This is a genomic window from Mycobacterium sp. IDUB_1, from assembly GCF_055419625.1.
Genome location: NZ_JBVAYA010000002.1, coordinates 341,207 through 361,812, shown reverse-complemented (window position 1 = coordinate 361,812; position 20,606 = coordinate 341,207). Strand labels below are relative to the sequence as shown.

General features: G+C 67.5%; 18 protein-coding genes. 6 read left to right on the top strand and 12 right to left on the bottom strand.

The features are described 5' to 3' along the window. Positions 1–44: 44 nt before the first annotated feature. From purH to ACZYYX_RS14580, 7 genes are all read right to left on the bottom strand, one after another. The gene (gene purH / locus ACZYYX_RS14610; RefSeq protein ID WP_463815235.1) at positions 45–1,628 is read right to left on the bottom strand and encodes a bifunctional phosphoribosylaminoimidazolecarboxamide formyltransferase/IMP cyclohydrolase; all 1,584 of its coding nucleotides are present in this window, start codon (positions 1,626–1,628) and stop codon (positions 45–47) included. Further along, complete coding sequence (purN, locus tag ACZYYX_RS14605; RefSeq protein ID WP_463815234.1) at positions 1,625–2,254, bottom strand: phosphoribosylglycinamide formyltransferase; 630 nt, start codon at positions 2,252–2,254, stop codon at positions 1,625–1,627. Before purN ends, purH begins: the two co-directional genes overlap by 4 nt. Positions 2,255–2,264: 10 nt before the next feature. Next, positions 2,265–3,725, bottom strand: coding sequence for a cell division protein PerM (locus tag ACZYYX_RS14600; protein WP_463815233.1), 1,461 nt, complete (start codon positions 3,723–3,725; stop codon positions 2,265–2,267). Positions 3,726–3,788: 63 nt separating this feature from the next. Continuing rightward, positions 3,789–4,682, bottom strand: coding sequence for a DUF5336 domain-containing protein (locus ACZYYX_RS14595; RefSeq protein ID WP_463815232.1), 894 nt, complete (start codon positions 4,680–4,682; stop codon positions 3,789–3,791). A gap of 159 nt (positions 4,683–4,841) precedes the next feature. Further along, positions 4,842–5,972: a dimethylsulfone monooxygenase SfnG gene (sfnG, locus tag ACZYYX_RS14590; protein ID WP_463815231.1), complete on the bottom strand. Its 1,131-nt coding sequence runs from the start codon at positions 5,970–5,972 to the stop codon at positions 4,842–4,844. A 62-nt stretch (positions 5,973–6,034) separates the two neighbouring features. Continuing rightward, the gene (locus tag ACZYYX_RS14585; RefSeq protein ID WP_463815230.1) at positions 6,035–7,195 is read right to left on the bottom strand and encodes a type III PLP-dependent enzyme; all 1,161 of its coding nucleotides are present in this window, start codon (positions 7,193–7,195) and stop codon (positions 6,035–6,037) included. Continuing rightward, entirely contained in the window at positions 7,164–7,709 is a 546-nt protein-coding gene (locus ACZYYX_RS14580) for a hypothetical protein (RefSeq protein ID WP_463815229.1), read from the bottom strand. Before ACZYYX_RS14580 ends, ACZYYX_RS14585 begins: the two co-directional genes overlap by 32 nt. Positions 7,710–7,841: 132 nt before the next feature. Here ACZYYX_RS14580 and ACZYYX_RS14575 point away from each other — a divergent pair, with 132 nt between their 5' ends. The 3 genes from ACZYYX_RS14575 to ACZYYX_RS14565 all read left to right on the top strand — a co-directional run bounded on the left by ACZYYX_RS14575 (position 7,842) and on the right by ACZYYX_RS14565 (position 10,845). Next, positions 7,842–8,690 (top strand): LLM class F420-dependent oxidoreductase, encoded by an 849-nt coding sequence (locus ACZYYX_RS14575; protein ID WP_463815228.1) that lies wholly within the window; start codon positions 7,842–7,844, stop codon positions 8,688–8,690. A 63-nt stretch (positions 8,691–8,753) separates the two neighbouring features. After that, the gene (locus ACZYYX_RS14570) at positions 8,754–10,253 is read left to right on the top strand and encodes a DUF4185 domain-containing protein (protein WP_463815227.1); all 1,500 of its coding nucleotides are present in this window, start codon (positions 8,754–8,756) and stop codon (positions 10,251–10,253) included. 34 nt (positions 10,254–10,287) lie between these two features. Then, the gene (locus tag ACZYYX_RS14565; RefSeq protein ID WP_463815226.1) at positions 10,288–10,845 is read left to right on the top strand and encodes a hypothetical protein; all 558 of its coding nucleotides are present in this window, start codon (positions 10,288–10,290) and stop codon (positions 10,843–10,845) included. Here the strand turns inward: ACZYYX_RS14565 and ACZYYX_RS14560 are convergent. From ACZYYX_RS14560 to ACZYYX_RS14550, 3 genes are all read right to left on the bottom strand, one after another. Next, positions 10,842–12,371: an acetyl-CoA acetyltransferase gene (locus ACZYYX_RS14560; protein WP_463815225.1), complete on the bottom strand. Its 1,530-nt coding sequence runs from the start codon at positions 12,369–12,371 to the stop codon at positions 10,842–10,844. The genes ACZYYX_RS14565 and ACZYYX_RS14560 overlap by 4 nt on opposite strands. 87 nt (positions 12,372–12,458) lie before the next feature. Beyond that, positions 12,459–13,262, bottom strand: a complete 804-nt coding sequence (locus ACZYYX_RS14555) for an IclR family transcriptional regulator (RefSeq protein WP_463815224.1) — start codon at positions 13,260–13,262, stop codon at positions 12,459–12,461. 88 nt (positions 13,263–13,350) lie between these two features. Continuing rightward, the gene (locus ACZYYX_RS14550) at positions 13,351–14,571 is read right to left on the bottom strand and encodes a M24 family metallopeptidase (RefSeq protein WP_463815223.1); all 1,221 of its coding nucleotides are present in this window, start codon (positions 14,569–14,571) and stop codon (positions 13,351–13,353) included. A gap of 298 nt (positions 14,572–14,869) precedes the next feature. Here ACZYYX_RS14550 and ACZYYX_RS14545 point away from each other — a divergent pair, with 298 nt between their 5' ends. From ACZYYX_RS14545 to speB, 3 genes are read left to right on the top strand one after another with little or no spacing between them, the layout of a single operon-like run. Next, positions 14,870–16,384: a purine-cytosine permease family protein gene (locus ACZYYX_RS14545; RefSeq protein WP_463815222.1), complete on the top strand. Its 1,515-nt coding sequence runs from the start codon at positions 14,870–14,872 to the stop codon at positions 16,382–16,384. Beyond that, positions 16,381–17,304 carry a polysaccharide deacetylase family protein gene (locus ACZYYX_RS14540; protein WP_463815221.1) on the top strand — a complete coding sequence of 308 codons (924 nt, stop codon included), beginning with the start codon at positions 16,381–16,383 and terminating at the stop codon, positions 17,302–17,304. The genes ACZYYX_RS14545 and ACZYYX_RS14540 overlap by 4 nt, the downstream gene beginning before the upstream one ends. After that, positions 17,301–18,269: an agmatinase gene (speB, locus tag ACZYYX_RS14535; RefSeq protein WP_463815220.1), complete on the top strand. Its 969-nt coding sequence runs from the start codon at positions 17,301–17,303 to the stop codon at positions 18,267–18,269. Before ACZYYX_RS14540 ends, speB begins: the two co-directional genes overlap by 4 nt. A 76-nt stretch (positions 18,270–18,345) precedes the next feature. Here speB and sucD read toward each other — a convergent pair whose 3' ends face one another. Both sucD and sucC read right to left on the bottom strand, forming a co-directional pair. Next, complete coding sequence (sucD, locus tag ACZYYX_RS14530) at positions 18,346–19,248, bottom strand: succinate--CoA ligase subunit alpha (RefSeq protein WP_463815219.1); 903 nt, start codon at positions 19,246–19,248, stop codon at positions 18,346–18,348. Between the two features lie 12 nt (positions 19,249–19,260). Further along, the gene (gene sucC / locus ACZYYX_RS14525) at positions 19,261–20,424 is read right to left on the bottom strand and encodes an ADP-forming succinate--CoA ligase subunit beta (RefSeq protein ID WP_463815218.1); all 1,164 of its coding nucleotides are present in this window, start codon (positions 20,422–20,424) and stop codon (positions 19,261–19,263) included. Between the last annotated feature and the right edge of the window lie 182 nt (positions 20,425–20,606).

Below are 20,606 nucleotides of genomic sequence, written 5' to 3'. Positions count from 1 at the left end.
CACACCACCTCACGCAGGCATTTTGCGCGCAGTCGCGGTGATCGTCAGTGCGCGAAGTGACGCGCTCCGGTCAGGTACAGCGTGATGCCCGCCTCCGCGGCAGCCGCGGTGACCTCGTCGTCGCGCATCGAACCGCCGGGATGGACCACCGCCGTCACACCGGCCCGCGTCAGCGTCTGCAGCCCGTCGGGGAACGGGAAGAACGCATCGGAGGCCGCGACAGCCCCCTGCGTGCGATCCCCGGCCCGCTCCACGGCCAGACGCGCCGCGTCGACGCGGTTGACCTGGCCCATACCGACGCCGACCGTCGCGCCGTCCTTGGCGATCACGATCGCGTTCGACTTGACCGCCCGGCAGGTCCGCCACGCGAACACCAGATCAGCGAGCACCGACGGATCCGCCGGCGTGCCGGTGGCCAGCGTCCAGTTCGCCGGATCGTCGCCCGAGGCGTCCACCGCGTCGCGCTGCTGCACCAGCAAGCCGCCGCTCACCTGACGGAACTCCGTGCCACCGGGCTGCGGCTCCGACGCCACCAGGATGCGGATGTTCTTCTTGCCGCGCAGCACCTCCACCGCGCCCGGCTCGTAGGCGGGCGCGACGATCACCTCGGTGAAGATTCCCGCCACCGTCTCGGCCATCTCGACGCTGACCTCGGTGTTGGTGGCGATCACGCCCCCGAACGCCGAGAGGGGGTCGCATTCGTGGGCCTTGCGGTGCGCATCGGCGACCGACACCGACGACACCGCGATGCCACAGGGGTTGGCGTGCTTGATGATCGCCACGCACGTGTCCTCGTGGTCGAACGCCGCGCGCCACGCCGCGTCGGCGTCGGTGTAGTTGTTGTACGACATCTCCTTGCCGTGCAACTGTTCTGCCTGCGCCAGACCCGGCCAGCCGCCGTCGTCGCTGTAGAGGGCCGCCTGCTGGTGCGGGTTCTCGCCGTAGCGAAGCACCGCGGTGCGCCGGAACGTCGCCCCGAACCACGGCGGCAGCGTGGCTGCGCCGTCCTCGGCGGCGTCCTCGGGCGCCAGCACCGACTCCATCCATGACGCCACCGCGACGTCGTACTCCGCGGTGTGACGGAAAGCCAGTGACGCCAACTTCTTTCGCTCGGCGAGCGTGAATCCGCCGGCACGCACCGCGGCCAGCACACCGTCGTAGCCCAATGGTTCGACGACCACCGCCACGCTGGGATGGTTCTTCGCCGCGGCGCGCACCATCGACGGGCCGCCGATGTCGATCTGCTCCACGCACTCGTCCACACCGGCCCCGGAATTCACCGTCTGGGTGAACGGATACAGGTTGACCACGACCAGCTCGAACGCCTCGACGCCGAGGTCCTCGAGCGCCGAAACATGTTCGGGTTTACGCTGATCGGCCAGCAGCCCGGCGTGAACGCGGGGATGCAGCGTCTTCACCCGACCGTCGAGCACCTCGGGGAATCCGGTCACGTCCTCCACCGGGGTCACCGGAACACCGGCGTCGGCAATGGTTTTCGCAGTCGAACCGGTCGAGACGATGCTGACCCCCGCCTCGTGCAGGCCCTGAGCCAGGGGCACGAGCCCGGTCTTGTCGTACACGCTGATCAGGGCGCGGCGGATACGCCGCCTGCCGTCGGTGTCGCTCATCCTATGGTCGCCTTTCGTCCCGTCCAGGTGACGCCGCGGGTGGCCAGCGCCGCCAGGACATCCACCAGGAGTTCTCGTTCGATCACCTTGATCCGTTCGTGCAGGGTGGCCTCGTCGTCGCCGTCGAGCACGGGCACCGCCTGCTGCGCGACGATCGGGCCGGTGTCGGTGCCCGCGTCGACGAGATGGACGGTGCACCCGGTCACCCGGACGCCGTAGGCGAGCGCGTCACCGACGGCGTGCGCGCCGGGGAAGGCGGGAAGCAGCGCCGGGTGGGTGTTGACCACCCGCCCCGGGAACCGCGAAAGAAACGCCGGACCAAGGATTTTCATGAAGCCCGCCGAGACCACCAGATCGGGCTCGTGCGCTGCCGTCGCCGCGGTGATCGCGGTGTCCCATGCTGCGCGGTCGGGGTGGGCGCGGAGCGGCACGGTGAACGTCGGAACCGCCGCCCGCTCCGCGATCTCCAACGCACGGCAGTCGCGGTCGGTGCCGACGGCGACCACACGCGCGGGGTAGTCGCCGACCGCGGCCTCGAGCAGCGACGCGAGCAGGGAGCCGGTGCCGGAAGCGAGGACCACGAGCCGCGACGGCGCACTCGGGGGAACCCGGACCGGTGGCTGCACGGCTGGAAGCCTAGTGGGTGGTGCCGTCGCGGCCCGAACGCATGTCGTCGTCGGCCACGAAATGGTCCTCGGGATCGTCATGCTCGCCCGGAAGGTCTACGGCCGCGAGTTCTTCGCGCACCGGTGGCGGCGACACGTCGGGCTCGGTGTCGACGCGCTCCGAGACGATCACGACGGTGTCGGAATCCGATTCGAGTTCGGCGTAGGCCGGCTCGTCATCGTCGGCGTCCTCCGCGAGGGTGCCGGATTCGACGACGGGCTTGGGCCTGCGCACCCGGGGCGTGAAGCCGCCCGACATGGCGACGGTCAGCGCCCCGATGCCGGCGAACCACACGAAGACCGCAGGTCCGAACGTGGCATGGTCGACCCCGACGTCGCCGAAGTTGCCCAGCGGTCCGCCGCCCGCGTACCCCAGCAGCGCCATCGCCGCCGCTCCGAGGGCCGAGGCCACCACCACCTTGGCCAGCGCCTGCACCGGCGGCAGCGCGCGGCGTGCGCACTGCTGGCCTAGCGCGACCCCGGACACCGCGCCGACGATCAGCAGCGCCACCCAGACCGGGCCGAGCGGCGGGGTCGGTACGGCGGCCAGCACGGGCAGCGCCGGCACGTCACCGCCCAGGACGGTGAAGGCGCTGAACGTGGCCAAGCCGACGTGCGCGCTGGAGCCCACCGCGACGGCGGCGGCGCCGACCACGACGTTGGGCAGGTACAGCAGCGAGAGCACGGTCAGGCTCAGCTGCCCGAACAGCGAGTCGGTGATCGAGTAGAGGTCGTGCATCGTCGACCAGTGCACGACGAGCGAGCCCGCCACCACCGCCGCGGACAGAGCCGAGAGGGCCAGCACACCGACGCCCGCGGCGCGGAACGCGTCGGGCAACCACGCCGGCAACGGCGGGCGCAGCAGGCGCCGGCCCATCCGGGTGCCGACGCCCAGCGCGGCCCCCAGCAGGTGCACGGTCAGCACACTGGCGAAGGCACGCGACGCGTCCGGTGTCTGCAGCTCCGTCAGCACCGACGCGGCGTCATGGATCACCGCCAGGCACAGCGCCGCGATCAGCAGAGGCCCACCCAGCGCCGACGCCACAACCCAGCGCGTCACGAACCAGGACGTGTGGGTCACCGCGGCCGCGGTCGTGCGCGCCGTGCCGTAGACCATGGCCAGAGCGGGAAGCAGCGGCATGACCCCGAGTGCGCTGCCCGCGATGGACACCGGCACCTGATGCACACCCAGCCACATGCTCGCGATGGCACCGAGCGCACCGGTCATGTCGCTGTTGGCGATCAGAAGCTGCAGCAGCACCACCGCCGCGATGACGACCAATGCGACCAGTGACGGCCCGAACGCCACCCGGAGCAGTTCACGCGCCTGGCGTGGGCCCGCTGGTCCTGGCGTGTTACCCGCGCGTGGGGCTGTGTTCACGGGTCGGGCCGCTCCTGAAAAGACGCTCTCGGACGCGCGACGGTCACGCATGCGCGCTTGAGACTACGACGCTTGAAACACTGCGACGCGCCCGACACTACGACGCACCCGACACTACGAGGAGGACTGGCCCGACTGCGAGGACGGCGAGGGCTGCTGTTGCGTGGGGACCTGTGTCGTCGGCGTGCTGCTCGACGGCGGTTGGCCGTAGGTCGGGTAGCCGGTGGGCGGCGTCGGCGAACCCGACTGCGCACCCGAGTGCTGACCCGACTGGCTGCCTGATGGCTGCTGACCCGACGGGGACGTGGCGGGGAAGCCGCCGGTGGACGGGCCCGCGCCCGGGTAGCCGCCGTAGGGCGTCGGATAGCCGGGGCGCTGCTGCGGCTGACCGTGCTGCTGGCCGGGCTGACCCGGCTGCTGTCCGTAGTAGGACCCGGGGTACTGGCCGTACTGCGGCTGCTCGTACTTCGGCCGCGGCGTGGGCGGGGTGAGGATGCCGGAGTCGAACAGCAGCACCACGACGGCCGTCGCGGCCTGGAGCAGCGTGAACGCGGTAACCAGCCACAGACCCCAGGCGACGCTGGTCCCGCTGGGCTTGTTCAGCACCTCCGAGATGACCAGGAGGAACCCCAGCACCGACGCGACAGCGGCCAGCGCGACGCGACTCTTCTGCTTGGGCAGCAGGCCGACGCCGGCGACGAGCGCACCGACGAGCGAGGCGACGACGGCGATACCGAGCCCCACGGAGCTGCCGCTGAGCTCACCGAGACCCGGGAAATCCGAGGACTCCGCGGTGAATTGCGGCGCGAAGTACGACAGGTAGGCGAGCAGGCCGAGACCGGCGACTGCGGCGCTCAGGTACTCGGGCAGCTTGCTGGGGCCTTCCGCGCCGGGGCTGCTGGGCTCACCGACCCTGGCGAACTGCTGCGTAGGCGCGCTGAACTGCGTGGTGGGCTGCTGACCCGGCTGGTAGCCGTGGCCTCCGGTCGGGCCTTGTGGGTACGACATGACCTCTCCTGTGGTGTGCGGGGCCCCGCGTCGACATCATTTGTCGACATTTGTCAACGATGTCAACGCAGGCGACTGCGATCCCGACGGACCGCCTGAGCGATTCGATGACCCACGCTAGCGCACATCGCTGGAGACCCCGTGCGGCGGAGGCGGCGGCTAGGCGGGAATCAGGACCGCCCGCTCCCCGGCCGAGCGCTCCGCGGCTTCGATCTCGCGGACGAGCGGCAACACCCTGGCGCCGAAGTACTCGATCTCCTCCTGGAAGTGCAGGAACCCGCCGAGGATCAGGTCGACGCCACGTTTGCGATAGGCCGCGATGCGCTCGGCGATCTGTTCCGGTGTGCCGATCAACTGGGTGCGGAAGCCGTCGTTGTACTGCACGAGGTCCTCGAAGCTCGAGTCGGCCCACATCCCCTTCTTGTCGCTGGTGGAGCTGCCTGCCTGCTGCACCGCCGCCCGGAAGCCCTCCACTGCGGGCTTGTTGGCCTTCTCGATGATCTCCCGCAGGGTGTCCTTCGCTTCTTTTTCTGTGTCGCGGGCGATGATGAATCCGTTCAGGCCGAATTTCACCTCCCGGCCGACCTCGCGGGCATGGTCACGAACGTCGACGATCTGTTCGGTGACGCCGTCGAAATCCTTGCCGTTGGAGAAGTACCAGTCCGCGTAGCGGCCCCCGTTTCGCCGCGCTGCGGTGGAGTTCCCGCCCTGGAAGATCTCCGGGTTGGGGCGCTCGGGCGAGTTGACCGGTTTGGGCTTGAGCGTGAATTCGTGGATGCGGTAGAAGTCGCCGAGGAACTCGACGTCGTCCTCGGTCCATATCTTGCGGAGAACCTGCAGGAATTCGGCGCTGCGCCGGTAGCGCTCGTCGTGCTCGAGCCAGGGCTCGCCCAGGTGGGTGAATTCGTCCTTGAACCATCCGGACACGACGTTGACGGCGAAGCGGCCGCCGGAGAGCTGGTCGGCGGTGGCGCCCAGCTTGGCCAGCACACCCGGCTGCCACAGTCCCGGATGGACGGCGGCGATCACCTTGAGGCGCTGGGTGGCCAGCAGCAGCGCGAGGCTGAAGCTGGTCGACTCGTGCTGGTACTCCGCGCCGTAGCTGGCCTCGTAGCGCACCTGGGACAGCGCGTAGTCGAAACCGTTGTTCTCGGCGGTCTGCGCGAGCTTGACGTTGTAGTCGTAGTTCCAGTCCGTGCGCTGCTCGATGTCGCTGGTCACCAGGCCGCCGCTGACGTTGGGCACCCAGTAGGCGAAAGAGACGTTCTCGGCGATGCGTTCGGTCGTCATGGTGTGCCATCCAAACCCCGCGACGACCACCAGTCATCGGTATGGATCGCGGTGAGGCGAAGTCAGCTCATCACGATCGGCGTGGCCTCGATGCCGTTGAACCGCGACGCGGTGACCGAGGTGTAGGCGCCCATCATCGGACTGACGAGGACGTCGCCGACGGCGAGGCTGGGCATCGGGTAGTCCCGGGCGATGACGTCGGCGCTGTCACACGTGGGCCCTGCCAACGTCACCGGCTGCAACGTCGGCTCACCCGGCCCGTCCAGCTCGGCCAGCGCCAGGATCGGCGCGTGGACATCCTCGGTCATCACGTTCGAGTAGCTTCCGTACAACCCGTCGTCGAGGTAGTGCCACGTCCGTCCGGCCCGTTCGGCGCTACCCACCACCGTCGTCAGCAAGGTCATGCAATCGGCGGCCAGGAATCGGCCCGGTTCACACACCCACGTGAACTCGTCGCGCCGCGCCCCGAGGACGTCGTCGACGATGGCGCCGATCTCGGAGATGGGCGGCTCGTCCTCGCGATAGCTGACCGGGAACCCACCGCCGATGTCGATGGTCCGTGTGGGTTGCCCCAGCGCGGCGTCGATGTGATCGGCGAGGTCGAGGGTGTGGCGGAGCGCGCGGCGGAACGGTTCGGTCGAGCTGCTCTGGCTGCCCACGTGAAAGCTGAACCCCGCGAACCCGACCCCGCCGGCCAGGACGTGCTTGACCAGTAGTTCGGCGTCGGCGGGCGTGACGCCGAACTTCGACGACAGATCCGATTTCGCGGCGGGATTGGCGAAGGCGAGCCGGACCAGCAGTTCGATGTCGGCGGGACGGCCCGCGAACTTGTGCACCTCGGCGACGTTCTCGACGACGAATGTGCGGATGCCCGCGGCGTAAGCGTGGTCGATGTCGGCCGGCTTCTTGATGGGGTTGGTGTGGATGCCACGGTGCAGCGGCAGGCCGAGGCGTCCCAGCAGATCGACCTCGCCCCGTGTCGCCACGTCGAAGCCGCCGCCGCAGATGGCGACGGTGGACAGCACCACCGGGTGCGGTAGCGCCTTGACGGCGTAGTGGACGTCGAACCCGGGTAGCGCGCGCTGCAGTTCCCGCAGGCGCCGCGCCACCCGGTGCGGTTCGAGGACGAGAAGTGGCGTGCCGTGCGTCTGGGCCAGCTGGGTCCAACGCGGCGCGGCGGCGCGCAGCTGCTCACGCAGCACAGACCTTCGGTGCGGGTTCATGACCGCCCCCTTCGTCGATGGTGGGAACGTCGCGGGTGGAAACGCGGTGCGCCAGCAGCGCGGAGAACCGTTCGTAGCTGAAGACGGCGCATCCGTAGAACGCCACGTCAGAGATCAGCTTGCCGAAGATCCAGCCGGCGGCGACGTTGCCGAACAGCGCAGGCCCGAGATAGAAGGCCAGCGGCCGCACGGCGATGCTGTCGATAAGTTCCGCGGGGCCGAACTCGATCGCGACACTGCGTAGTGCCAACAGGGTGGAGACGACGATGCGGGCACCGCGGTCCCGGTGACGGTGGTCGCGATAGGTCCACCGCAGAGCGGTCAGGAATGCTGTCGCGTAGTAGCCCCCGGATGCGCCGATGGTCGCCGCCACGGCTGCGGCGGCCAGCGAGCCGGTGGAGGTGTAGGCCAGCGCCGCAGCCCCGAATTCACCTGCGGTGCCTGCTATCTCGCACGGCAGGTACCGCCGGACCCATTCCCCGATCCTGGACCGGATGGGCGTCGTTGCTTCCATGCGCAAAACTGTCGCGCGTTCGAGGTGCGAGGTCTTGAGTAGCGAGCTACGCAACTCGGCGCGCCTGGGTACTCGCTCTACCCGGATACCCCCACTTGCGGACGCATATTGGAACACGTTCTAATTCACCCTATGGACTTTGGGTTGGTGCTGTTCACCTCCGACCGCGGCATCACGCCGGCCGCGGCAGCGAAGCTCGCCGACGAGCACGGCTTTTCCACGTTCTACGTGCCCGAGCACACCCACATCCCGATCAAGCGCCAGGCCGCCCACCCGACCACCGGCGACGAGACCCTGCCTGACGACCGCTACATGCGCACCCTGGACCCCTGGGTGTCGCTGGGCACTGCGGCCGCGGTGACGTCGCGGGTCCGGTTGTCCACCGCGGTGGCGCTGCCCGTCGAGCACGACCCGATCACGCTGGCGAAATCGATCGCCACCTTGGACCACCTCTCCGGCGGCCGCGTCTCCCTGGGCGTCGGATTCGGCTGGAACACAGACGAACTCGCAGATCACAACGTGCCCCCCGGACGCCGCCGCACGATGCTGCGCGAGTACCTGGAGGCGATGCGGGCCCTGTGGACCGACGAGGAGGCCGCCTACGAGGGCGAGTTCGTGAACTTCGGCCCCTCCTGGGCCTGGCCGAAGCCCGTGCAGTCGCACATCCCCGTACTCGTGGGGGCCGCGGGCACCGAGAAGAACTTCACGTGGATCGCGAAATCGGCCGACGGGTGGATCACCACTCCGCGGGACTTCGACATCGACGCGCCGGTGAAGTTGCTGCAGGACACCTGGGCTGCCGCCGGCCGTGACGGGGCTCCCCAGATCGTGGCGCTGGACTTCAAACCGGACCCTGACAAGCTGGCCCGCTGGCGCGAGCTCGGAGTCACCGAGGTGCTGTTCGGCTTCCCAGATCGCAGCCCCGACGAGGTCGCCGGCTACGTGGAGCGGCTCGCGAGCAAGCTCAGCGCGCTGGTGTGAATTGGTGCGCCGGACTCCCCGGCGCCGGTCCTAGGCTGGTGAGAACACCGGTCTGGGGGCCTGATGTCCATCTCGATGATCCGCGCGCAGGAGCCGCAGCGCGTCGTCGACGCAGGCCACGATCTCAGCGGCAAGGCATCCGCGCTCGACGAACTGATCGGCGAACAAGTGCGCGCTGCGAACGCGATGCGGGAGAGCTGGTTCGGACGAGCCGCCACCGCGGCGGCGGCCAAGGCCTACCGCAACATCCAGCAGGAGTATCTCGAGCACGAAAAATTGGCGGCGCTGGCTGCGGCCATGCAGTCGGGCGGCAGGGCGATGGTCGCGATCCGCGCGGTGCTCCTGGCCTGGGTCGACATCGCTTCAACGATGTTCGACGTCAGCGACGCCGGCGTCGCGACGCCCCGCCCGCCGAACGACTCGGCGCCGTGGGTGGCCATCGCAGCGGCCTACACCCGGATTATCCAGCAGCTCATCGCACAGTTCCTCACCTCCGACGAGACGACGGCCAAGGGCATCGGTGCGATCAATGCGGGCTGGCTGCCGGGCAACGACCCCCCGCCTGGCGGCATCGACCCGGACAGCCTGAACAGCGAGCAGCTGACGTGGCTGCAGAGCCTGGCCGGTTCGGGGGATCCGAAGACCGGTGACGGCGGAGTCGGCGTGCCCAACACCGACCTGTCGATCATGGGGATGACGCCTGACGGGCGCATTTTCACGATCCAGGGCGACACCGGTGTCGGTATCGGCGAGACCGGCGGACCGGGACCACGCGCGGAAGCGGGCGGGCACAACAACATCATCTTCTGGAAGATGGACGAGCACGGCAAATGGGTGGTCGACGAGGTCGTCAACGACCCGTTCCCGAACACCCCCGGAGACATCTCGACCATTCCCACGTCGACGTTCAATGACGGCGACACGATGTACGCGTCGGTGATGAACGTCAAGAACTGGGACAACAACACCTGGCAGACGCGCAGTTCTGAACTGTACAAATCCGTCGACGGCGGCAAGACCTGGGCGAAAGCAGGCCCGGTGTGGTCGAACAATGCCGCGTCGAACAACCCGTTTCAGGTGCAGAGCTTCACTCCGCGCGACGATGGCTATGTGTACATGTACGGCTCGGAAAACGGGCGTGCGAACGACGGTCTCCACGTTGCGCGCGTCCCGATCGGCGACGTGGAGAACCCTGCAAAATACGAATACTGGAACGGCAACTCGTTCGCCGCAGGACCGCCTGCCGCCGGCGGAAGCCCACCCGTCTTGCAGGCACCCGCGGGGTTCAGCGGCGTCGGCGAGCCGAACGTGCACTTCTACGACAACAAGGCGCTGCTGACCTTCAACGACGACAAGGGAAACATCTTCACCAGCTCGTCGACGGACGGCGTCACTTGGTCCGCGCCGCAGTTGGTCACGTCCCAACCCGGCGCATACGGCGTCTTCCAGTCACCCCTGTCCGCGGGAAATTCCGTAGACGCCTCCATATCGTTGTGGAACCCCTACGGCACTCAGCTGGTCAACATCGCGAACTCGGATACCCGCGGATTGGGAGGCTATTGATGGACGCGCGTCGACACCACGGAGGTTCCCTGACATGAAACGCACCGCATTGGAAACGCTGTCGTCAGTGGCGCTCCTGTGCGTCCTTGCAGTCGCCGGTTGCGGCGAGGCAACCACCGGCCAAGCGGCGCCCTCCACGCCGACTTCCAGCTCGCCCGCCCTGCCGCCAGACTTCCCTGATCTGTCGATGCTCGCTCAGGTCGACACCGAGTCGTTCTTCAAGAGCTACCCTTACTTCCGCGGCGTGCAGTTCACGACGCCAGATGGCCTGGAGTGCGACAGCAACGACATGAACTCGCTCGACGATCCGGCGGTCCGCAGACTCACGTGCGAAGGGCCGCGGCCCGACAAAGGCCCTGGCACATGGAAAGTCGCCGTCTCCACCGACAAGCCGGCGTCCGTCGAACCCGGCTCTCCGCCACTGAATCCAACGTATGTCCCCGATGCCTCCATGCAGGCCACCCCTCTCCCGCCGCAGCACGTCATCGAGTACAAGGGCATCCGATGCGGGGTCGATGACAAGGGCACCACGGCGTGCACGGCGGGCGACCACGGCTTCGTGCTCACCCCGACGGCGACCAGGCTCTTCTAGCCCAAGACCGCCCTGTTGCCCTTGTCCGTAGGCGTGACAGCGACTTTCGCGCCCAACGGATCACCGTCGCACATCAGCGCGACCAGCTCGTCGTCGGTGGTGGTGGCCATGAAGCGGGAGCCGTCGGCGTCGAGCCGCCCGACGATGATGCCGGTGCGCACGGGCCAGTCGTAGCGCACGGAGTACGTCTCGACGACGCCATGCCCCTCGGGCTGCTTGGTCACCGGAACCGCCGGCAGCGCGGCGACCTGCTCGGTGAGTTCCGCGCTGCGCGACCGGCGCCATTCGACGGGCTCGGTCGAGTAGATCCCGACCGAGTACTTGCTCATGATGCCACCGTTCGCGCCGACGAAGCCGAATTGTCCAGGGCGGTCGCGCATCTGGGCGACGGTCTCGGCAATCGCGTGGGCTGAGTAGCTGTTGCCCGGCCCCCCGAAGTACGGGAGGCCCCCAGTCAGGGTCAGTCCGCGGGGATCGTCGTCGGAGACACCGAGCGCCTCGCCGGCCACGAACACCGGGAACGGAAAACAGCTGTACAGATCGAATGTCGCGATGTCGTCGACCCCCACCCCGGCCACCCGCAACGCCTCCTGTACCGCGTGGACGGCAGCGGGACTCGCGCCCATGTCCGCCCGACTCAGCAGCGCCTGCTCGACGAGGTCAGAGTGCCCGTGGACGAACACCCACTTCTCCTGCGGAATGCCATGGCGGCGAGCCGCCTCGACCGACATCACGATCAATGCGGCGCCCTGGTTCACGGTGTCGCGAGCGACCAGGTACCGCGGATAGGGGTCGCAGATCATCCGGTTGTCGTCGCTGACGGTCTCGATCTCCTCGACCGAACGCTCCACCGGAGACGACGAAAGTGGGTTCTTGGCAGCCACTTTCGACAGCGGCGCGAACAGCTCCGCCATCGCGTGGCGATACTCCTGCACGCCCAGACCGAGCCGGGCCCGGCGAGCGTTGTCCAGCAGACCGTATTGCACCGGGGCGCCGGTCAATCCGTGCGTGACGGTGTACTCGTCGATGTAGCTGTAGATCCCGTGCCCGCGATCCTCGAGCTGACCGTCGACGTTCTCGGTGAAATCCGGCTTGTCGTCGCGGTCGGCGAAGTACTTGGCCGTCGATCCCGGCTCGGAGCCCATGATCATCACGACGTCGGCGTCACCGGCGACGATCGCCGCGCCCGCCTCCGCAACCAGCTTCTGCGGGCCCTGCCCGCCCACCGGTTCGAGGACGACGCGCGCCGGGTCCCCACCCAGGCGCCGCATCACCGAGCGCGGGTAGTTGTTCGACTTACCCAGCGTTGCCGGCATCGGTCCCGAGATCTCGAATTGCCGCAGCCCGAACACCGTGTCGATGGCCGCTGTCACCGCCGTTGCGTCGGCACCGGTGTCGGCGAGCGCGGCCCGCGCGGCTTCGGTCGCCAGCTCCACAGCCGACATGCCGCGGTAGCCGGGGTCGTCGATGCGTTCGGTGAACTGACCGACTCCGACCAGAATCGGGGTGCGCGGGTCAACCGGCATGACAGGCCTCCTGACAGGTGTTAATTCGAGAGGCTAATAGAACGTGTTACCGGTCACCAAACGCGGCGAGCTCGCGGCGCAGCAGGGTCAGGAGGGGGCTGCACCGAGGCGGGCGGAGATCCTCGCCGCCGCATCGGCGACCGCCAGCCCGAGCGGTTCGAGCATCGGCGCCGGCACGCGGAACCGTGGCGCCGACAGCATGATGGCGGCGACGAGCTCTCCACGGTGGTCGTGCACCGGGGCAGCGATACCCACCTCCTCGATGGACGTGAGGCCGTCGTTGAGCGCATAACCACGGACGCGGGTCTCGCGTAATTCGTCGAGGAGGGCGCCGAGGGCGTCGTCGTCCGGGCCGACGAGGAGACGTCGCTCGAAGAGCCGACGCACCTGGGGTTCGGACATCGCGGCCAGGAACACCTGGACGCAGGAACTCTGGTAGGTGTCGTAGCGGGTACCGACCTCAGCAGTGTGCTTGACCTGCTTGGGGCTCGACACCTGGTCGACGACCACCGCCTCGTTCCCGTTCCACATCGTCAGCGCGCTCGTCTCCCCGGTGCGGCGGGTCAGCTGATCGAGTTCGGGGTGTGCGAGGCGGCGGACGTCGAGGTTGGCCAGCAGCGGTCCGGTCAGCGCGATAAGGCCGAGGCCCAACCGGAAGCGGCCCGTGTCCTGGTCGCGCTCGACGTAACCCGCCTTCTCGAGGGTGGCCAGGATGCGTGAGACGCTGCTCTTGTGCAGGTCGACCTTGCGGGCGATCTCGGTGACTCCCAGGATCGGTTCGGCGATCGAGAAGGACTCCAGGACGCGCAGCCCGTTGAGCAGCACTGACGACGATCGGGCATCGCCGTTGCGTTCCGTTGCGAGCACGCCGCTGTCGCCCTCGGTACTCACGCCCACCACCCCTTCGCCGCCATCTGCCCGGTGTCATTGTGACCGACGCAGCGGCCGGGTACCGGGCGGCCGGGACCCGGCACTGCGCTCACGCGTCGACGATGTTGTGCTCGGGCCCGAAGGGGAACTTGGTGATGTTCTCCGCGCCGTCCTCCCCGATGACGAGGATGTCGTGTTCGCGATAGCCGCCGGCACCGGGCTGACCCTCGGGAATCATGATCATCGGCTCCATCGAGACCACCATGCCGGGCTCGAGCACGGTGTCGATGTCCTCGCGCAGCTCCAGGCCGGCTTCCCGGCCGTAATAGTGCGACAGCACCCCGAACGAGTGGCCGTAACCGAACGTGCGGTTCGGCATCAGACCTTCGGCCTCGTAGATCTCGTTGAGTTCGGCGCAGATGTCTTTGCACACCGCCCCGGGCTTGATCAGTTCGAGGCCGCGCCGGTGCACCGCGACGTTCACCTCCCACAGCCGCAGATGCTCGGCCGAGGGCTGACCGTAGAACAGGGTGCGCTCGAGTGCGGTGTAGTACCCCGCGATCATCGGAAAACAGTTGAGCGACAGGATGTCTCCGCGCGCAACGGTACGGGTGGTCGCCCAGTTGTGCGCGCCGTCTGTGTTGATCCCGGACTGGAACCACACCCAGGTGTCGCGCAACTCGGCGTGCGGGAAGGTGCGGGCGATCTCGCGGATCATCGCGTTCGACCCCGCGATCGCGACCTCGTATTCGGGCACCCCCTCGGCGATGGCCTCGCGCACCGCGGCACCGCCGAGATCGGCGATCCGGGCACCGTGCTTGATGAGCGCGATCTCCTCGGCCGACTTGATCATCCGCAGGCGCATGGTCGCGGCGGCGACGTCGACGGCGCGCATCCCGGGAAGTGCGCCCATGATCCGTGCCAGCAGGTCGGGGCTGATGTGGTCGTTCTCGACGCCGAGCCGGCCCTCGGTGATGCCCTGCTCGGCGAGCACCTGCGCCACGCCGTACTCGAAATTGTCTCGCCGCCAGTCGGTGTAGACGAGGTTGTCGCCGAATGTTCGCCGCCACGGCATGCCGGCGTCGATGTTGGCCGACACGGTCGTCGCGCCGTCCTCCGTCACCACGAGCGCGTACGGACGGCCGAACGCCGTGTAGAGGAAGTCCGAGTAGTAGTTGATGTTGTGGTAGCTGGTGAAGACCACCGCGGCCAAGCCGTCATCGGCCATCTGCTTGCGCAGGGTCGTCAGGCGCGCCTCCATCTCCGCAGCGGTGAACGTCGGGGTGACCTTGTCACCGTTGGGGATTCGCTTCAGGCGCTCCAAGTTCATCGGTGGTTCCTTTCGATCGTCAATGGGTGCAGTCGTGTACACGGACTATGCATACAGTGCAACGACGTTGCACTTGTGTCAACAGGCCCTCTGTTTTCTGCTGGTCGTTGCAGGGTCTCGTAGCGCGATGTAAAGACCGTGTAAACAATAGCCAGGTGCCCTAAATGACCGTTCCACGTGCACGTCGCGTTCCTGTTGACAGGTGCTATGGCTCACACTAGATTCCGATTCAATGCATCGCCGTTGCATTAGACGCAACTAGTTACCGGTTGGGTCGCTGATACCCGAAGGAACGTCCATGAGTACAGACCACCCCGCGTCCGTCGAGTTCGAGAAGCCGGGTGCCGACATCCCCGGTTCCGATGACATCCACCGGATCGAAGACGTGCTGCAGCCGATTCCCGAGGCTGTGCGCACCTCGCGCGTCTCCGGGCAGTTCTGGATCTGGGCCGGCGCCAACATCGCCCCGATCAACTGGGTGCTCGGCGCACTGGGCATCGGACTCGGGCTGGGGCTGCGCGACACCCTGATCGCCCTGATCGGCGGCAACGTCGTCGGCATGGCACTGTTCGGAGTCTTCGTCCTGATGGGGCAGCGCACCGGTGTCACCGGAATGGTGCTCTCCCGTGCCGCATTCGGCCGACGCGGCGCTTACGTACCGGCCGCCATCCAGGCCGTGCTGGCGATCGGGTGGTGCGCGGTGAACACCTGGATCATCCTGGATCTGGTCATGGCGCTGCTGGGCCAACTCCATCTCGTGGATCCCGACGCGCCGAACATCTCGGCCAAGGTCGCCGTGGCGGCGGTGATCATGGCCGTCCAGGTCACGATCGCGTGGCTCGGCTATCGCGCCATCGCCACCTTCGAGCGCTGGACGGTACCGCCCACACTGGCCGTGCTGATCCTGATGTCGGTCGTGGCGTGGTTCCACCTGGACATCAACTGGTCCTATGCCGGACCCGCGGGCAGCATCCTCGAGGGCACTGAGCGCATCGCAGCGATGTCGGCGGTGATGACCGTCATCGGAATCGGTTGGGGCATCACGTGGTTCACCTACGCGTGCGACTACTCGCGCTTTGTCAGCACCACGGTGCCCCCGCGCAAGCTCTACCTCGCGAGCACCCTGGGCCAGTTCATCCCCGTGGTGTGGCTCGGCGTGCTGGGAGCCAGCCTCGCCACCACGAACGGTGAGGTCGATCCCGGGGAACTGATCGTGTCGAACTTCGGATCACTGGCGCTACCGGTCCTGTTCCTGGTGATACACGGCCCGATCGCAACCAACATCCTCAACATCTACACGTTCTCGGTCGCCACGCAGGCACTCGACGTGAAGCTGTCCCGACGCAAGCTGAATCTGCTCGTCGGCATCTTCGCGCTCTTCGTGGTCGTCTTCTTCGTCTTCCAGTCCAGCCTCGCCACGGTGCTCAGCACCTGGCTCGGTGCGATCGTGGCCTGGATCGCCAGCTGGGCCGGCATCATGCTCGTCCACTACTTCGTGATCGAACGCGGCAACCTCGACGCACAGCGGTTGTTCGAGCCGGTCGGCTCCCGTCGCCTGCCCGACGTCAACTGGACGACCATGGCCTGCTTCGTCGCCGGCATCGTCGGCACCTGGATGTTCATGTACGGCCCCCTACCGGTCATGCAGGGCTTCGGATCACGGGCAATGCACGGACTGGATCTGTCGTGGTTGGCAGGCGGCCTGGTGGCGGGCGGACTGTACGCGGTGCTCGGCCCGCGCGCCCGCCGGCGCAGTGCCGACTCCACTGTCGCCCAGTCGTCCGTCCACACCGCCGAAGGAACCGCCCCGTGAGCAGCCCCACCACCACCCGACGCGACGACCTGCGCTGGCCGGAGGGTTACCGCGCCGCGGCCGCGTTCACCTTCGACGTCGACGCCGAATCCTGTGTGCTGGCCCATGATCCGAGTGCGACGAACCGCATGTCGCTGATGAGTCACCAGTCTTACGGACCGCGGGTGGCCGTGCCCCGGCTCCTGAAGCTGCTGGCTCGCCAGGACGTCCGGGCCACCTTCTTCGTGCCGGGTTTCACTGCGGATTGCTACCCCGACACCGTCCGGGCGATCGTCGACGGTGGGCACGAGATCGGCCACCACGGATACCTGCACGAACCCATGCAGGGCATCGACGCGGCTACCGAGGCGCGCTACCTCGACCGCGGTCTCGACGCCCTCGAGCGCGTGGCCGGCGTCCGCCCGCTCGGGTACCGCGCCCCGTGGTGGGAGACGAACTGGCACACGCCGGCCCTGCTCGCCGAGCGTGGATTCCTCTACGATTCCAGCCTTCTCGACGGCGACAAGCCCTACCGATTCGCTGTGGCACCGGACGCGGCCGAGACGCTCATCGAGATTCCCGTGGACTGGGCTCTCGACGACTGGGAGCAGTACGCCTTCTACCCCGGCGTGACCGGAAGCGGGGTCATCGAGAGTCCGGCCAAGGTCCTCGAGATGTGGACCCTCGAAGCGGAAGCCCACCACCTCGAAGGGGGTTGCTTCGTTCTCACCAACCACCCGTTCATCTCGGGCCGTCCCTCCAAAGCCGTTGCGCTGGAACGACTCGTCGAGAGGGTCACCCAGTTGGACGGCATGTGGGTGACCACACTGGGCGAGATCGCCGCCCACGCGCAGCAGGCCTGCACCGAGACCTACGTGCACACCCGCTTCGAGGTGCCCGCGTTCCCCGACGTCGACGTCCGCGCGACCCGGCACCGGTGAACCCGCCCACGAGCGGAGCCGGGCACCCGCCGCTGGGGGCGATCCCCTCGACGGTGGTGCCCCGCTACGCGGGTAAATCGACGTTCGCCCGAATCGCCGACATCGGTGAGGTCGACGACTACGGGATCGCTGTGCTGGGAGTGCCTTTCGACGGCGGAACCTCCTACCGGCCGGGCGCCCGTTTCGGTCCGATGGCCGTCAGGCAGGCGGCACGCACACTGCGGCCCGGCTACCACGTCGAGTTGGGGGTCACGCCGCTGCAGGCGGTGCAGATCGTCGACGCGGGTGACATCACCGTGACGCCCTACGACATCGCCGAGGCCTGTCGCCAGATCCAGGGGCACATGCGCGAGGTGATCGGCGAGCGGGAGCGCAGAGTGGTGGCGATCGGCGGCGACCACACGATCGCACTGCCCGCACTCCGCGCGCTGCACGCCGTGCACGGTCCGGTGGCGCTGATCCATTTCGATGCGCACCTCGACACCTGGGACACCTACTTCGACGCCCCGGTCACCCACGGGACGATCTTCCGCCGCGCGTTCGAGGAGGGACTGCTGGTGCCGGATCATTCGATCCACGTCGGCATCCGCGGTCCGCTGTACGACCGCGTCGACCTCAACGAGGACGCCCGGATGGGGTTCCGCACCATCCGCGCCGGCGACCTCGACGTGATGGGAGTCGATGCAGCCGTCGACGTCGTCAGACGCCGCGTCGGAGACGTACCCGTCTATCTGTCCATCGACATCGACGTGCTGGATCCCGCTTTCGCACCGGGTACCGGGACGCCGGAGTCCGGCGGTCTGACGGCGCGCGAACTGCTCCGCATGCTGCGGAACATGCACGGCATCAACCTCGTCGGCGCCGACGTCGTCGAGGTGTCCCCCGCCTACGACCACGCCGAGATCACCTCGATCGCCGCGGCCACCGTGGTCTTCGACCTACTGGCACTGATGACATCGGGCTGACCCCTGAAACGAGACTGCGGCCAGATCGCCGACTCAGTAGATGAGGCGATCTGACCGCAGTCTCGAATGTGTTGACTTACAGGTTTTCGAAGATCTCCCGGGCCAGCTTGGCGGTCTCGGAAGGCGTCTTGCCGACCTTGACGCCAGCGGCCTCCAGGGCTTCCTTCTTGCCCTGCGCGGTGCCCGCACCGTCGGAGACGATCGCGCCCGCGTGGCCCATCGTCTTGCCCTCGGGGGCGGTGAAGCCGGCAACGTAACCGACAACCGGCTTGGTGACGTTGGCCTTGATGTAGGCGCCCGCCTTCTCCTCGGCGTCGCCGCCGATCTCACCGATCATGACGATGAGCTTGGTCTCGGGGTCCTTCTCGAACGCCTCGATGGCGTCGATGTGGGTGGTGCCGATGACCGGGTCGCCGCCGATGCCGATGGCCGTGGAGAAGCCGAGATCGCGCAGCTCGTACATCATCTGGTAGGTCAGCGTGCCCGACTTCGACACCAGGCCGATCGGGCCCTTGCCGGTGATGTTGTTCGGCGTGATGCCCACCAACGACTCGCCCGGGGTGATGATGCCGGGGCAGTTCGGGCCGATGATGCGGGTCTTCTCACCCTTTTCCACGTTATAGGCCCACGCGTAAGCGCTGTCCTGCACCGGGATTCCCTCGGTGATGACCACCAGCAGCGGGATCTCGGCGTCGATGGCCTCGATGATCGCGTCCTTCGAGAAGGCAGGCGGCACGAAAGCGATCGACACGTCGGCGCCGGTCTCCTTGATCGCCTCGGCGACGCTGCCGAACACCGGCAGCTCGATGTCGTTGCCGTCTTTGTCTTGGTGCGAGACGGTGGTGCCCGCCTTACGCGCGTTCACGCCGCCGACGACCTGGGTGCCGGCCTTGAGCATCAGCTTGGTGTGCTTGGTGCCCTCGCCGCCGGTGATGCCCTGGACGATGACCTTGCTGTCCTTGTTCAAAAAGATCGACATCGTTTGTGTCCCTTACTTGTTCGCCAGCTCGGCGGCCTTGTCGGCGCCGGCGTCCATGGTCTCGGCCTGGATGACCAGGGGGTGGTTGGCCTCGGCGAGAATCCGTCGGCCCTCCTCGACGTTGTTGCCGTCCAAACGCACGACGAGCGGCTTGTTGGCCTCGTCGCCGAGAATCTCCAGGGCCTTGACGATGCCGTTGGCGACCGCGTCGCAGGCGGTGATGCCGCCGAACACGTTGACGAAGACGCTCTTGACCTGGCTGTCGCCCAGGATGACGTCGAGCCCGTTGGCCATCACCTCGGCCGAGGCGCCCCCACCGATGTCGAGGAAGTTCGCAGGCTTGACGTTGCCGTGCTTCTCGCCGGCGTAGGCGACGACGTCGAGCGTCGACATGACCAGACCAGCGCCGTTGCCGATGATGCCGACCTCACCGTCGAGCTTGACGTAGTTGAGGTCGTTCTCCTTGGCCTTGAGCTCGAGCGGATCGGTGGCGTCCTTGTCCTCGAACTCGGCGTGCCCTTCCTGGCGGAAGTCGGCGTTGGCGTCGAGGGTGACCTTGCCGTCGAGCGCCAGGATCTGATCATCGGGGGTCCGCACCAGCGGGTTGACCTCGACCAGGGTGGCGTCCTCTTTGGTGAACACCTCCCACAGCTTCTGGATGGTCACTGCGGCGGCATCGAGGACCTCGGCGGGCAGGTGGCCCTTCTCGGCGATCTCACGGGCGAAGGCCAGATCGACACCCTTGACGGCGTCGACGGGGACCTTGGCCAGGCGATCCGGCTTGGTCGCGGCGACCTCTTCGATCTCCATGCCGCCCTCGACCGAGCACATGGCCAGGTAGGTGCGGTTGGAGCGGTCGAGCAGGAAGGAGATGTAGTACTCCTCGGCGATGTCGCTGGCCTCGGCGACAAGCAGCTTTTTCACGACATGGCCCTTGATGTCGAGACCGAGGATGTTCTGGGCGTGGGTGAACGCGTCGTCCGGCGTGGCGGCATACTTCACGCCGCCGGCTTTACCGCGGCCACCGACCTTGACCTGCGCCTTGACCATGACCGGCTTGCCGATCTCCTCGGCGATGGCCTTCGCGTCCTCGGCGGTGTCGGTGACCCGGCCGGGCGTGGTGGGAACGTTGTGCTTGGCGAAGAGTTCTTTCGCTTGGTACTCGAAGAGGTCCATGGACTCTCAGACCATCCCTGTCTGTCGGCGGCTGGTGAATGTGTGCCCGACGGGCTCCGGAGGGAACTGTATCGACCCCGCCTTCCGAAGTTGACATCGCCTGCCCGTCATGTGGTCGATCTCACCGGCCCCCTAATCGTGATTCAAGTCACATTCTCCGGTCCACTACAGTCACGGGTTGG

What these genes read in the sequence shown, in the direction of transcription:
- purH (WP_463815235.1), bottom strand. Translation starts at nt 1,628, where the DNA reads ATGAGCGACACCGACGGCAGGCGGCGTATCCGCCGCGCCCTGATCAGC.
- ACZYYX_RS14600 (WP_463815233.1), bottom strand. Translation starts at nt 3,725, where the DNA reads ATGCGTGACCGTCGCGCGTCCGAGAGCGTCTTTTCAGGAGCGGCCCGA.
- ACZYYX_RS14595 (WP_463815232.1), bottom strand. Translation starts at nt 4,682, where the DNA reads ATGTCGTACCCACAAGGCCCGACCGGAGGCCACGGCTACCAGCCGGGT.
- sfnG (WP_463815231.1), bottom strand. Translation starts at nt 5,972, where the DNA reads ATGACGACCGAACGCATCGCCGAGAACGTCTCTTTCGCCTACTGGGTG.
- ACZYYX_RS14585 (WP_463815230.1), bottom strand. Translation starts at nt 7,195, where the DNA reads ATGAACCCGCACCGAAGGTCTGTGCTGCGTGAGCAGCTGCGCGCCGCC.
- ACZYYX_RS14580 (WP_463815229.1), bottom strand. Translation starts at nt 7,709, where the DNA reads ATGGAAGCAACGACGCCCATCCGGTCCAGGATCGGGGAATGGGTCCGG.
- ACZYYX_RS14575 (WP_463815228.1), top strand. Translation starts at nt 7,842, where the DNA reads ATGGACTTTGGGTTGGTGCTGTTCACCTCCGACCGCGGCATCACGCCG.
- ACZYYX_RS14570 (WP_463815227.1), top strand. Translation starts at nt 8,754, where the DNA reads ATGTCCATCTCGATGATCCGCGCGCAGGAGCCGCAGCGCGTCGTCGAC.
- ACZYYX_RS14565 (WP_463815226.1), top strand. Translation starts at nt 10,288, where the DNA reads ATGAAACGCACCGCATTGGAAACGCTGTCGTCAGTGGCGCTCCTGTGC.
- ACZYYX_RS14560 (WP_463815225.1), bottom strand. Translation starts at nt 12,371, where the DNA reads ATGCCGGTTGACCCGCGCACCCCGATTCTGGTCGGAGTCGGTCAGTTC.
- ACZYYX_RS14550 (WP_463815223.1), bottom strand. Translation starts at nt 14,571, where the DNA reads ATGAACTTGGAGCGCCTGAAGCGAATCCCCAACGGTGACAAGGTCACC.
- ACZYYX_RS14545 (WP_463815222.1), top strand. Translation starts at nt 14,870, where the DNA reads ATGAGTACAGACCACCCCGCGTCCGTCGAGTTCGAGAAGCCGGGTGCC.
- sucD (WP_463815219.1), bottom strand. Translation starts at nt 19,248, where the DNA reads ATGTCGATCTTTTTGAACAAGGACAGCAAGGTCATCGTCCAGGGCATC.
- sucC (WP_463815218.1), bottom strand. Translation starts at nt 20,424, where the DNA reads ATGGACCTCTTCGAGTACCAAGCGAAAGAACTCTTCGCCAAGCACAAC.